Annotated in this window: 9 protein-coding genes and 1 tRNA gene; 6 read left to right on the top strand and 4 right to left on the bottom strand. The window is 67.6% G+C overall.

What is annotated here, in order from left to right; translation table 11 throughout:
* Window positions 1-16 precede the first annotated feature (16 nt).
* A complete protein-coding gene (locus tag ACO227_RS09010) occupies window positions 17-1,816 on the top strand; it encodes an IlvD/Edd family dehydratase (RefSeq protein ID WP_423607022.1) in 1,800 nt (599 codons plus the stop codon).
* Window positions 1,817-1,829: 13 nt separating this feature from the next.
* Here the strand turns inward: ACO227_RS09010 and ACO227_RS09005 are convergent, their stop codons facing one another.
* Window positions 1,830-2,513: a FadR/GntR family transcriptional regulator gene (locus tag ACO227_RS09005; RefSeq protein WP_423607320.1), complete on the bottom strand. Its 684-nt coding sequence runs from the start codon at window positions 2,511-2,513 to the stop codon at window positions 1,830-1,832.
* A 191-nt stretch (window positions 2,514-2,704) separates the two neighbouring features.
* Here ACO227_RS09005 and ACO227_RS09000 point away from each other — a divergent pair, with 191 nt between their 5' ends.
* From ACO227_RS09000 to ACO227_RS08990, 3 genes are read left to right on the top strand one after another with little or no spacing between them, the layout of a single operon-like run.
* On the top strand, window positions 2,705-4,303 hold the full coding sequence (locus ACO227_RS09000; RefSeq protein ID WP_423607020.1) for a sodium:solute symporter family transporter: 1,599 nt from the start codon (window positions 2,705-2,707) through the stop codon (window positions 4,301-4,303).
* Window positions 4,294-5,163 carry a 2-dehydro-3-deoxygalactonokinase gene (locus tag ACO227_RS08995; RefSeq protein WP_423607318.1) on the top strand — a complete coding sequence of 290 codons (870 nt, stop codon included), beginning with the start codon at window positions 4,294-4,296 and terminating at the stop codon, window positions 5,161-5,163. The genes ACO227_RS09000 and ACO227_RS08995 overlap by 10 nt, the downstream gene beginning before the upstream one ends.
* 10 nt (window positions 5,164-5,173) lie before the next feature.
* Complete coding sequence (locus ACO227_RS08990) at window positions 5,174-5,806, top strand: 2-dehydro-3-deoxy-6-phosphogalactonate aldolase (protein WP_423607019.1); 633 nt, start codon at window positions 5,174-5,176, stop codon at window positions 5,804-5,806.
* 3 nt (window positions 5,807-5,809) lie between these two features.
* Here ACO227_RS08990 and ACO227_RS08985 read toward each other — a convergent pair whose 3' ends face one another.
* Window positions 5,810-8,809: a beta-galactosidase gene (locus ACO227_RS08985; RefSeq protein WP_423607316.1), complete on the bottom strand. Its 3,000-nt coding sequence runs from the start codon at window positions 8,807-8,809 to the stop codon at window positions 5,810-5,812.
* A gap of 229 nt (window positions 8,810-9,038) precedes the next feature.
* On the opposite strand from ACO227_RS08985, the gene ACO227_RS08980 reads away from it, so the two are divergent.
* Window positions 9,039-11,528, top strand: a complete 2,490-nt coding sequence (locus tag ACO227_RS08980; protein ID WP_423607017.1) for a glycosyl hydrolase 115 family protein — start codon at window positions 9,039-9,041, stop codon at window positions 11,526-11,528.
* A 5-nt stretch (window positions 11,529-11,533) separates the two neighbouring features.
* Here the strand turns inward: ACO227_RS08980 and ACO227_RS08975 are convergent, their stop codons facing one another.
* Together ACO227_RS08975 and ACO227_RS08970 are read right to left on the bottom strand one after the other, a co-directional pair.
* Complete coding sequence (locus ACO227_RS08975) at window positions 11,534-11,674, bottom strand: hypothetical protein (RefSeq protein ID WP_423607016.1); 141 nt, start codon at window positions 11,672-11,674, stop codon at window positions 11,534-11,536.
* A gap of 144 nt (window positions 11,675-11,818) precedes the next feature.
* A tRNA-Ala gene (locus tag ACO227_RS08970) sits at window positions 11,819-11,894 on the bottom strand.
* Between the two features lie 232 nt (window positions 11,895-12,126).
* On the opposite strand from ACO227_RS08970, the gene ACO227_RS08965 reads away from it, so the two are divergent.
* Window positions 12,127-13,074: a DUF2171 domain-containing protein gene (locus ACO227_RS08965; RefSeq protein WP_423607015.1), complete on the top strand. Its 948-nt coding sequence runs from the start codon at window positions 12,127-12,129 to the stop codon at window positions 13,072-13,074.
* The last annotated feature ends 72 nt before the right edge of the window (window positions 13,075-13,146 follow it).

The following is a 13,146-nucleotide window of genomic DNA, read 5'->3' as shown; positions in this document are numbered from 1 at the left end:
ATGCGGAGCGCAGGGGATGGAAGGCGATCGTCCGGACGAAGGAGAAGGACGGCGGCTGCGCTCGCGCGCCTGGTTCGACAATCCCGACGACCCGGGCATGACCGCGCTCTATGTCGAGCGCTATCTCAACTATGGCCTGAGCCTCGACGAACTCCAGTCCGGCAAGCCGATCATCGGCATCGCGCAGACGGGCAGTGACCTCTCACCCTGCAACCGTCATCACCTCGTGCTCGCCGAGCGCGTGCGCGAGGGCATCCGCGAAGCGGGCGGCATCGCGATCGAGTTTCCCGTCCATCCGATCCAGGAGACCGGCAAGCGCCCGACCGCGGGGATCGACCGCAACCTCGCTTATCTCGGCCTGGTCGAGACGCTGCATGGCTATCCGATCGACGGCGTGGTGCTGACGATCGGTTGCGACAAGACCACCCCCGCCTGCCTGATGGCCGCCGCGACGGTGAACATGCCGGCGATCGCGCTGTCGGTGGGACCGATGCTCAACGGATGGTTCCGCGGCGAGCGCACCGGCTCGGGCACGATCGTGTGGAAGGCACGCGAGATGCTCGCAGCCGGAGAGATCGATCAGAAAGGCTTCATCCAGCTCGTTGCCAGCTCGGCGCCATCGACCGGCTGGTGCAACACGATGGGTACGGCGACGACGATGAACAGCCTGACCGAGGCGCTGGGCATGTCGCTGCCTGGATCGGCGGCGATCCCCGCGCCTTATCGCGACCGCGCCGAGAACGCCTATCGCACCGGTCTTCAGATCGTCGAGATGGTGCTCGCCGACCGCAAGCCGAGCGACGTGCTGACTCGCGCCGCCTTCCTCAACGCGATCCGCGTCAATTCGGCGATCGGCGGCTCGACCAACGCGCCGATCCATCTGAACGCGATCGCTCGGCATGTCGGGGTCGAACTGAGCCTGGAGGACTGGGAAGCGCATGGCGCGAACGTGCCGTTGCTCGTCAACCTTCAGCCTGCGGGCAAATATCTGGGTGAGGATTTCTACCGCGCCGGCGGCGTGCCCGCGGTGATGAAGCAGTTGCTCGACGCCGGCCTTATCGACGGGGACGCGCTCACCGTGAACGGCCGTCCGGTCGCCGGGAATCTGGCGAACGCCGCCATCCTCGACGAGGATGTGATCTACCCGCTCGCACGGCCGATCCGCGAGAATGCCGGGCTCACCATCCTGTCGGGCAATCTGTTCGACAATGCGGTGATGAAGCTCAGCGTGATCTCGGAGGAATTCCGTGCGCGCTACCTCGCCGACCCCGCCGACCCCGATGCGTTCGAAGGTCGCGCGATCGTGTTCGACGGACCCGAGGACTATCACCGCCGCATCGACGATCCGGCGCTGGCGATCGACGAGCGCTGCATCCTGATCATGCGCGGCGCCGGGCCGATCGGCTATCCGGGCGGCGCCGAGGTGGTGAACATGCAGCCGCCCGCCGCGCTGATCCGCGCCGGGGTCCATGCCCTGCCCTGTCTCGGCGACGGGCGCCAGTCGGGCACCAGCGGCTCACCCTCGATTCTCAACGCCGCGCCCGAGGCTGCGGTCGGCGGCGGGCTCGCGCTGGTCCAGACCGGTGACCGCATCCGCATCGACCTCAAGGCGCGCCGCGCCGACATGCTGGTCGACGAAGTCGAGCTCGCGCGCCGCCGCGTTGCGCTCGCGATCGATTACGTCCCAGCGAGCCAGACGCCGTGGCAGGAGATCCACCGCAAGCTGGTCGGCCAATTCGACGGCGGCGCGGTGATCGAGGATGCGGTCAAATATCAGCGCCTGGCGCAAGGCGACCTGCCCCGCGAGAGCCATTGAGCGCGCGCGGCTTCTAGGCTGCCGAGCGGCCCTTGAGCTCGGGCGCCGCCTCCTCGATCAGGTCGAGCACGTCCTGGATCAGCGCGCGCATCGTGGCGCGGGCGGCGTCGGCGTCGCGACGGTGGATCGCGTCGCACACCGCGCCGTGATCGGCGAGGCTCGCGCTATGGCCCTTGATGCGGTTGGTGAACCGGATCGAGGTGCGCAGCGCGGTGCTGACGACATCGCGGAACTGCGCATAGAACGGATTGCCCGACGCCCGCAGGATCGCGACGTGAAACGCGATGTCCGCTTCGAGCGCGTCGTCGAACCCGTCCTCGGCCACCTTCATGCGGTCGAAGCCCTGCTGGATCTGCGCCAGATTCTCGGGCCCGGCGAAACGCGCGGCCAGCGCCGCCGCCTCGGGCTCGATCGCGACGCGCAGCTGGTTGAACTGCTGGAGCAGCTCGACCGAGAATTGCCGCTCGAGCAGCCAGCGCAGCACGTCGGTATCGAACAGGTTCCACGAGGAAGAGGGCTGGATGATCGTCCCCTGCCGCGGACGGGCGCTGAGCAGCCCCTTGGCGGTCAGCATCTTGACCGCCTCGCGCGTCACCGATCGGCTCACGCCATGCTGGACGGTGAGCTCGGCCTCGGTGGGAAAGGGGCGGTCGTCATATTGACCCGTGACGATCGCCCGGCCCAGGCTTTCCAGCATGCCGTAAGTGAGGTTGCGGCCGAGCTGGTTTGCTGCATCGGGTTCCGCAGCAGAGACTTGAATGCGCACCTGTGGCCTCGATTCATATGTTGAAAGGTTCTTAGCTCGAACCTTATGCTACTGCTAGACTCACAACATTAATACGATAAGTAGGATCACGAGCTCGGCGCGCCGGGCATAGGGGAGGCCGCATGACGACGCTGTCACAAATCGACGTGATCGTCGTGATCGTCTACGCGATCGGGATCTTTGGGCTTGCGCAATGGGTGAGCCGCGAGAAGGCGGGGCATGCCAAAGATACGTCGGACTATTTCCTGGCGTCGAAGGCGCTGCCGTGGTGGGCGATCGGCGCGTCGCTGATCGCGGCCAACATTTCGGCCGAGCAGATCGTCGGGATGTCGGGGTCGGGCTATGCGCTCGGCCTCGCTATCGCCTCCTATGAATGGATGGCGGCGCTCACGCTGCTGATCGTCGGCAAATATTTCCTGCCGATCTTCCTGCGGAACGAGATCTACACGATGCCGCAGTTCCTGGAGCAGCGCTACGGGCGCGTGCTCCCGGTCCTGATGGCCGTATTCTGGCTGGCGCTCTACGTGTTCGTGAACCTGACCTCGATCATCTGGCTCGGTTCGATCGCGGTGAACAAGGTGGCGGGTATCAACCAGGACGCGGCGCTGATCGCGCTCGGCGCCTTCGCCCTGCTCTACCAGCTCTATGGCGGGCTCAAAGCCGTGGCGCTGACCGACATCGTCCAGGTGACGCTGCTGGTGCTCGGCGGCCTCGTCATCGCCTATCTGACACTCAACGAGATCGGCGGCGGGCAAGGCGCGATCGCCGGCTTCGGCGTACTGACCGAGCGCGTGCCCGGCCATTTCAACATGATCCTCGAGCCCGATCATCCCTTCTACAAGGACTTGCCCGGCATCGCCGTGCTGGTCGGCGGCATGTGGATCGCCAACCTCTCCTATTGGGGCTTCAACCAGTACATCATTCAGCGCGCGCTCGCCGCCAAGAATCTCGGCGAGGCGCAGAAGGGCGTGGTGTTCGCCGCCTATCTCAAGCTGCTGATGCCGGTGATCATCGTGCTGCCGGGCATCGCCGCGGTGGTGCTCGCGCCCGAACTCGCCAAGCCCGACGAAGCCTATCCGACGATGATGCGGCTGCTGCCGCCGGGTCTGCTCGGCCTCGTCTTTGCCGCGCTGATCGCTGCGATCATCGCGTCGACCGCATCGAAGATCAATTCGATCGCGACGATCTTCACGCTCGATCTCTATGCCAAGGCACGGGGCATCTCGACCCAGGCGGAGGACGCGGCGGCCGCCACCCGGCAGGAGAAGCATCTGGTGCTGGTCGGCCGCATCGTCGCCGCGCTCGCGGTGGTCATAGCGCTGCTCGCCGCGCGGCCGCTGCTCGGCAAGTCCGACCAGGCGTTCCAGTTCATCCAGGAATTCTCCGGCTTCTTTACCCCGGGCATCACTGTGATCTTCCTGCTCGGCCTGTTCTGGAGACAAGCGACCGAAGCCGGCGCGATTGCCGCGGCCGTGGCGTCGGTCGCATTGTCCTATGTCTTCAAGGTCGCGATGCCGGGCTTCCCGTTCATGAACCGCATGGCCCTCGTATTCCTGATCAGCCTCGCGCTGGCGGTCGGCATCAGCCTGGCGGTCAAGGGCCGCGGCGACGCCAATCGCGTGACGATGGAGGGGGTGAGCTTCCGCACCTCGGCAACGTTCAACGTCGCCGGCCTCGGCGTCATTCTGATCCTAATCGCGCTCTACGGCACCTGGTGGTGAGCTTCGGCCCCCGTTTTCTCGCGGTCGACTGGGGGACGACCAACCGGCGGGTCTATCTGATCGATGCCGGCGAGGTTGTTCGTACCGAGCGCGATGACCGCGGCGTGCTCGCGGTCGAGGATTTCGCCGGCGAGGCGGCGGACATCCGTGCGCGGTTCGGCGAGCTGCCGCTGCTGATGGCGGGCATGGTCGGCTCGACGGTCGGGTGGCGCGAGGCCCCTTATGTACCAGCGCCCGCGGGGATCGATGCGCTCGCCGCCAACCTGCTCGCGATCGACGATCGCACCGCGATCGTCCCCGGAGTCGCGGTGCGCGAGCCTGCCGACGTGATGCGGGGGGAGGAGGTGCAACTGCTCGGCGCGGTCGAGGCGGGGCTGGTGCCGCGCGACGCGCTGCTCGCCCAGCCCGGTACGCATTGCAAATGGGTGGAAATCGCAGATGGCCGCATCGCGCGATTCAGCACCTCGATGACCGGCGAGCTGTTCGCGCTGCTGCGCCAGCATGGGCTGCTTGCGCGCCAGCTTCACGCGGAGGTCGCGTCCGGCGACGCTTTTCTCGAGGGAGTGCGCGAAGGGCAAAAGCGCGATCTTGCGCGCTCGCTGTTCGGCATCCGCGCCGCGGGCCTGCTCGGCGAGCGCGACGACGCCGATGCCGCGAGCTATGCCAGCGGCCTGCTGATCGGCAGCGACGTTGCGGCGCGGCTGGAGCAGGCACCAGGACAGACCGTATACCTGCTGTCGGACCCGGCGCTGGGCGCGCTCTATACGCTGGCGATCGAGGCCAATGGCGGGCAAGCGCGGCTGATCGACAGCCACGCCGCGTTCGTAGCGGGAATCATCGCCATCGGAGACCGGACATGAGCACGCCGCTATGAGTATCTTGGCGGAATTCGATGCCGCCTTCGCCACTTGCCCGCTGATCGCGATCCTGCGCGGGGTGAAGCCCGCCGAGGTCGAGGCGATCGGCGAGGCGCTGGTGGCGGCAGGCTTCACGCTGATTGAGGTACCGCTGAACTCGCCCGATCCGCTCGAGAGCATCGCCCGGCTCGCCAGCCGCTTGGCCGGCCGCGCGGTGATCGGCGCAGGCACGGTGCTCGACGTGGCGCAGGTCAACGCGGTTCGCGCGGCTGGCGGCACGATGATCATCTCGCCAAACATGAACCCGCGGGTGATCGAAGCGTCGGTCCGCGACGGGCTGGTTTCGCTCCCCGGGATCGCCACGCCGAGTGAGGCCTTCGCCGCGCTCGCGGCCGGAGCGACCGCGCTCAAGCTGTTTCCCGCCGAGGCATCGAGCCCGGCGGTGCTCAAAGCGATGCGCGCGGTGCTGCCGGACGGCACGCGCGTGCTTCCGGTCGGGGGAATCGCGCCCGACAATATGGCGCCGTGGACCGAGGCGGGCGCCGCGGGATTCGGCCTCGGCTCGGCGCTTTACAAGCCGGGCGCAGCCGCGGAGACGGTCGGCGCCCAGGCCGCACGCTTCGTCGCGGCCTTGTCCCCGGCCTGACCCTTATTTGAGCTCGGCCGGGGTCGCCGGGGCGCTGACCATGCGCACCGGAAGCCCGCCCTTGACGTTGCGCATCGTCACCAGCCGCACCGGCTCGAGCGAATTACCCGGCTGGCCGTCCGAAGTGACCGCGAGCGCGATGCTGTTCGCGCCGCGATGGTTGAGGATGCCCTCGGGGATCGCGAACACGCGCTGCGGGCCGACATGCGCGATGAACTGGCCCATGTTCCAGCCATTGACGAAGACCAGCACGCGATAGCGCGCCGCCGAGCGCGGCTTGGTGGTGTCGCCAAAGGCGAGGCCGATCGTCGCATCCTGCCCCTTGGGCACGTCGAGGGTGAAGCGCGTGCGGTGCCAGGTCGTGCCAGGGGCGATCTTGGCGGGCGGCGTGGCGGCACGCTCCCAACTTCTATCGTCGAAGCCCGGCAGGTGCCAGCCCTGGCGCTCGCCATGCAGGCCACCATTATTGGCTACGCCGCGCACCGGATCGGCGAGGTCCTCGCCGCCCTTGCGGCCCTGGATCTTCCACGCGATCGGCACCGCGAAGTTGCGCCCCGCCGCCGGCCCCAGCGAGGCATGGATCAGCCCGCGCGCCTCCTTGTGGAAATCGTCGGCGTCGAGGTCCCAATTGTGGCCGTTGTTGCGCACCATCACGCTCAGCACATGCTGGCCGGGCTCACGCGCTTTGGCAGGGAGCGGGAACTCGGCTCCACCGAGCGTGATCGGGCGCGGTTGGCCGGAGGGGATTTCGTGCTGGCCGACGAACTCGCCGTCGAGCCAGAGCTGGAGCAGGCCCGCCGCGCCGCCGCCGTAGAAGACCGAGAGCTTCTCCGCTTCGGGCCCGCCTTCGAAGCGGCCGCGATACCAGACGTCGCCCTCGTGGAAGCCATAGGGGTCCATCACCAAAGTCGGCTGGCCGTCAGCCCACGCGGTGGTGGTGCCAGCGCGGCGGCGGTCGATCGTCTGCCAGCCGCTGTCGTCGAAGTCGGGCCGCGCCTCGGGCGAGCCAGCCGCGACGCGCCAGTCGGTGAGCGCCGGCAAAGCGAAGTCCGCCGGCCCGGCGAGCGGCGCAACCGCCGCGACACTGCCGCGCGCAGTCGCAGCGGCGCGCACCGCCGCGCCGTTCCAGCGCAGCGAGCGGATCGCGCGCGGCGCCCAGACCTCGAGTGCAGTCTCGGCCGAGGTGTCGCCAGTCAGTTCCAGGACCCCTGCCTTGGCCGCAGCGCTGCGGATCAGTGCCGGCCCGCGTGCGAGGATCTTCCCAGCAGCCGTATCGTGAGTCCAATAAGTGCCGGCCTCATCCTCATCGGCGAACAGCAGCGTGAGCGGCGGCCGGTTCCCGCCAGCGATCCGCACTACCGCGCGCCCGCGATGCGCGTAGTTGAGGCGAAGGTCGCCCTTCGCCGCATCGAAGGCGTGCGCAACGCTGCCCTCGATCACCTCGACCTTGGGCGCGCGCGCATAGCGCAGCACCGTTTCCCCAGGCTCCCCTGCGCGGCCGTACATCAGCAACAGGTCGGCGCCGTCGAGCTCGACCGCGCTCTGCAGCTCGGAGGTCGAATAGACCAGCCGCTGTCCGCCGACATTCACTCCGGCGACGAGCCATTTGGCGTCGAAGCCGTTGAGCTGCATCGGCTCGCCCTGTGGGAAGGTGTAGCGCCCGTCGGGCAGGTCGGCGGTGATCGTGAAGCGATCATTGCCTTGCCCGTTCGACGGCTTGTGCGTCACCAGCAGGAAGCGTGCATCGGTCTCGGTGCTCTTGTTGTGATAGACCTGCACCTTGTCCGATGAGATTTCCGGCGTGCCTGCGGGGATCATGCCGGCGAGATCGGGCACTGCGGCGATCAGCCCGCCGAGCTGCTTCATCTCGATCAGCTTGGGCCGCACCTCGCGCGGCTCGGAGATCGCCGAACCGTAATCGTAGCTGGTGAACACCACCGGCGCGGGCAGCCAGCCCCAGCTGGTCCCCCCGTAGCCCATGTAGAAGCTCTGGATGTTGATCCCGTTGGCGAGGTTGGTGCCGTAGAACACGCGCTGGAAGCGCTTGCCGCGCTGGATCGCGTTGCACTCATATCCGCCGTTCGAGCCCCAATAATCGAACCAGCCGCCGCCGAACTCCGCCAGGAAGCCCGGCGTGTTGGGCGAGGCCGAGGCGCCGCCCTTCGCCCCGCCCGGGCCGTAATAGCCCCAGTCGGGCGCCGCGCTGCCGCGCGTCGGCTTGCCCTCGACGGTGCAGGTGCCGCCGGGATAGCCGTCGAACGCATAGAGATCGACCGGGCCGGGTACGACATGCTCGACCTTGGAATCCTCCGGCGTCCAGTAACCGTTGCGGCCCTGGTCGTTGTGGAAGATCGGCACGTTGATGCCGTCGGCGCGCGCCTTCCTGTAGAGATGGTCCATGTAGCGGCGCTGCGCCGGCGTGGTCACCGCCAGCTCGTTCTCGATCTGGTGGAGGATGACGGTGCCGCGATTGCCTTTCCCGTCGCCGTTGATCTGGTGCTTGCGGATGATCGCATGGACTTGAGTCAGCCACTCGTCGGCGGCTTCGAGATATTCGGCCGCGTCGGTACGCGCCTTGACGCGCTGGTTGACCAGCCAGCCGGGAAAGCCGCCGCGCGTCAGCTCGGCATTCACATAAGGACCCGCGCGAGTGATGACGTAGAGCCCTTCCTCCTCCGCCATGGTCAGCAGGCGGTCGATGTTGCGGATGCCGGAGAAGTCATAAACGCCCTGTTTCGGGGTGTGGAAACCCCAGTCAAAGTAGAAGGCAACGGTGTTAAATCCGTTGGCTTTCATCTTTTGCAGGATGTCGCGCCACAAGTCTGGGCTGGGCAGGCGGAAATGGTGCATCTCGCTCGACCAGATCACGGTGCGCTTGCCGTCGATCATCAGCGAGCGGGAGTCGAACGACACGCGGCCGAAACGCTTGACCGGCGCGGCGAGGTTCTGCGTCTCGCGGGCCTGCTGGGCAACCGCGACGGGCGCAAGCGCGCCGCCCGCCATCGCAATTCCAACCACCAGCGAAACCGCTCGACCCGCCACCGCAATCCTCCCGAATTATATTACTAATACTATTTGGCCGCGCCCGCGCGAACGGTCAACCGATTCCGCTCCCTGATACCCAAATCATGCGACCCTGTCTCATTTTTTGGGTGAGCAATTCGAGCGGATTTGCTAGATTGGCCTGACCAACAACCGGGCGCTGATCTGCGGCGGTGGAAAGGGAGGTTGCGTGCGCTCGTTCCGGATCATTCGCGGCATCTTCTCGCTCGCCGCGCTGCTTCCGGCGGCGGCGCTGGCCCGGCAAGTCGAGCTGTTCGACGGTCGCGAGGTCGCCAGCATCGTCCATTCCGGCGAGCGCCCGGCGCAGCTGGCCGCCGAGCTGCTCGCGCGCGACCTGACGCAGCTGACGGGCACGGCGCCGCGCGTGTCGAGCGACCTTGCGGCGTGCCGACGGCTGTGCGTCGTGCTCGGCCCCCGGGATTCAGCGCTGATCCGCGACGTCGCCCGCGAGACGGGGACCGATCTCACCGAGCTGCGCGGCCAGTGGGAACGCTATACCCGCCTGCTCGTCGGCTCGAAGCGCGATCCATCGCGGCGCTATTTGCTGATCGCGGGCTCGGACATGCGCGGCGCGATCTGGGGCGTGATCGACCTGACGCGCGAGATCGGGGTCTCGTCCTGGGAATGGTGGGCCGATGTCACGCCGCGGCGCGTGAAGCGGCTGACGGTCGACGGCAGCCGCCGCGTGTCGGCCGCGCCATCGGTCCAGTATCGCGGCATCTTCCTCAACGACGAGGATTGGGGGCTCCAGCCCTGGGCGGCCAAGACCTATGAGCCCCAGACCGGCGATATCGGCCCCCGGACCTATGCCCGCATCTTCGAGCTGATGTGGCGGCTCAAGGCCAATCTGATCTGGCCGGCGATGCACGACAGTACCAAGCCCTTCTACCATATCCCCGGCAATGCCGAGGCGGCGCGCGACCATGCGATCGTCGTCGGCACCTCCCATGCCGAGCCGATGATGCGGAACAATGTCCGTGAGTGGGACGACAAGGACGGCGATTTCAACTTCTTCACCAACCGCGACAGGATGGTCCACTATTGGCGGCGGCGCGCGGAGGAGGTGAAGGGCTTCGAGAACATCTACACGATCGGGCTGCGCGGCAAACACGACTCCGCGATGGAAGGCGCCGAGACGCCGGAAAAGGCGCGCGAGGCGATGACGCAGGTCATGGCGATCCAGCGCGAGCTGCTCGCCAAGGCGCAGGGAAAGACCGCCGATCAGGTGCCGCAGGTGTTGACGCTCTACAAGGAAGTGCTCGACATCTACGGCACCGGCCTCAAGGTGCCCGAGGACGTGACCCTGGTCTGGCCCGAGGACAATTACGGGTACATCAACCAGCTCCCGACGCCCGCCGAGCGGCAGCGCCGCGGCGGATCGGGCATCTATTACCACATCTCCTATTGGGGCCGGCCGCACGATTATCTATGGCTCGGCACCACCCATCCCGCACTGATCCGCGAGCAGCTCGACCGGGCCTGGCAGATGGATGCGCGCAAGCTGTGGGTGGTCAATGTCGGCGACATCAAGCCGGGCGAGTATCTGACGCAATATTTCCTCGATCTCGCCTTCGACGCCCGAGCGATCGCGCCCGCGGCGGAAACGCATCTCACCAGCTGGACAGCCACGCAGTTCGGCGCGGCGAACGCGGCGGAGATCGCCGCGATCATGACCGAATATTACGCCCTCGCCTTCGAGCGGCGGCCCGAATTCATGGGCTTTGGCCAGACGGAGCCGACGCGGCCCAACCGGATCGGCGATTATATCCGCACCGGCGGCGGCGAGGCGCTGACCCGGATCGATCGCTACCGCTCGATCTCCGCGCGTGCCGAGGCTGTGGCGAAGCAGCTTCCTGCCGACCGCCAGGACGCCTTCTTCCAGCTCGTCCTCTACCCGGTGCGTGCGGCGGCGAGCCTCAACGAACGCAACCTGCGCCTCGATCTCGCCGCGCTCTACACGCGCCAGGGCCGCGCCGGCGTCAACGCCCTTGCCGACCAGGCCAAGGCCGCCCATGCCCGGATCGTCGCCGACACGGCGGCCTACAACAGCCAGAATGGCGGCAAGTGGCGGGGGATGATGGACATGGCGCCGCGGCGGCTGCCGGTGTTCGACGAGCCGCTTTATCCGCAGGTCGCGACATCGCCGGGCACGGCGCGCCGGACTCCCACCGCCCCGGTCGCGGCCGGCCGCATCGTCTCGCTCGCGGCGACGCGTGCGTCGGCCGCGGATTGGGAGGTCGTGCCAGGCCTCGGCTCGCGCGGCTCGGCGCTCCGCGCCAAGCTCGACCTCCCCTCACGTGCGAGCGTGGCCGGAACGCCGCTCGACTATCGTTTCGAGGTGACGGCCAGCGGCAATGCCGAGCTGCGTATCGTCGCCATTCCCGTCCATCCGCTCACCTCGGCGAACGGCCTGCGTATTGCCGTCCAACTCGACGACGCGCCGATCCAGCTGCTCGACTTCCGCACCTTCGGGCGCAGCGAAGAGTGGAAGCAGAACGTCCTCACCAACACCGCCGTCCGCACGATCCCGGTGCGGCAGCTGGCCAAGGGCGCGCATCGTCTGCGCATCCATGCGCTCGACCCCGGCTTCATCCTCGACCGGATCGACGTGCGGCTCGACGAGGCGCCCGACTATTACGGCGCGCCGCCGGTCGGGTAGCGACGTCAGCAGCGATAGACGGGCGATTGTCCCGGCGATGGGATGGCGGGCTTCGGCGCCGGCGCGCCGACCGCGTTGACCAGCACATTGTCGTACCAGGGCGTGCTGAGCCGAGCCTTGCCCTGCCCTGTCGGCAACCCGGCCATCCGCTTGGCATAAAGCGCGTTGGTCGCGCGTAGTACGGGCTTGCCGTCGCTCCGCTGCGTCGCTTGCGGTCCCAACGCGGTATCTATGGCCCAGGCGGCCGCCGGCCTGCGGGCAAAAGTGGAAGGAAGTGAGATGTTTGCGGTTGGTGGAGCTGAGGGGAATCGAACCCCTGACCTCTGCAGTGCGATTGCAGCGCTCTCCCATCTGAGCTACAGCCCCGCTCCACCCCGGCAGTGCCGGAAGGCGGTCCCTCTAGCTTCACTCCCGCGCCGATGCAACGGCCCTGATGCGCTTTTTGTGGCGCGCCTTTCCGGCTGGGCGGCGGATTGCTTCTCCTCGCCGCAACCCCGCTTCGGCGCACGGGAACAAATGCGCTGCCCGATCCTTTTTTCACCCGTGGGGCGCGTGGACCCCACGCGCCCGGAATTCCGATGAAAGAGGAGGATTTCCAATGGGCTACGAACCTTATCCACGCCAGGGCCGCGACGAGATCTGGGGCACGCGCGACAGCGAGCCGTCACGCGGCTACGGCTATGGCTATGACGCGGATCGAGACCGCTATCGCTCGAGCGCGCGCGAATATGCTGCGGCCGGCGAAGTCGATCGCGGCCGCGAATCCTGGCGGGAGCGCGACTATTACGGTTCGCGCTTCGGGCGCGACGACGATAGCGACCGCGGGCGCGATTGGGAGCGTGGCGGCTATGCCCGCGGCGCGAGCGGCTATCGCGGCTATGGCAGCGGCTATGGCGGCTACGACGAGGGCCGCCGCGCCGGCGGGCGTCGCGACTTCGGCCGTGACCATGAGCGCCGTCCCGAGGGCTATGCCTATCAGGACCGCGACTTCCTGAGCCGCGCCGGCGACGAGGTCCGCTCGTGGTTCGGCGACGAGGAAGCCGAGCGCCGGCGCGCGGCGGATGCGCGTTATGACGAGCGCTACGGCGGCCGCTGGAATCGCGACGACGACTATCAGGGCTGGCGCCGCCGCCAGATCGACGATCTCGACCGGGACTATGACGAATATCGCCGCGAGAATGCGGCCAGGTTCGACAATGAGTTCGGCGCGTGGCGCAGCGAGCGCCAGACCCAGCGCGGCTCGCTCGGGCGCGTGACCGAGCATATGGAGGTGGTCGGCTCGGACGGGCAGCATGTCGGCACCGTCGACAAGGTGCGCGGCGACCGCATCCTCCTCACCAAGAGCGATCCCGACGCCGGCGGCCACCACCATTCGATCCCGTCGCGCTGGATCGAGTCGGTCGACGACAAGGTGACGATCCGCAAGAGCGCGGAGGAGGCCAAGGCGGCGTGGCGCGACGAGGAGCGCAGCGGCGCGCTGTTCGGCGAGCGCGACGACGCGCGCGGCAGCCATTATCTCAACCGGAGCTTCTCGGGCACCTATTGAGACAATTCCGGGCGGGTCACGGACCAGCCCTCGGGCTCGGGCGGCGACGCCCGGGCCCCTTTTTCGGCCAGC

Source organism: Sphingomonas sp. MS122, from assembly GCF_049532975.1.
Taxonomy (GTDB): domain Bacteria; phylum Pseudomonadota; class Alphaproteobacteria; order Sphingomonadales; family Sphingomonadaceae; genus Sphingomonas.
The sequence above is the reverse complement of the archived record's forward strand: the minus strand, read 5'-3'. Positions and strand labels throughout refer to the sequence as shown.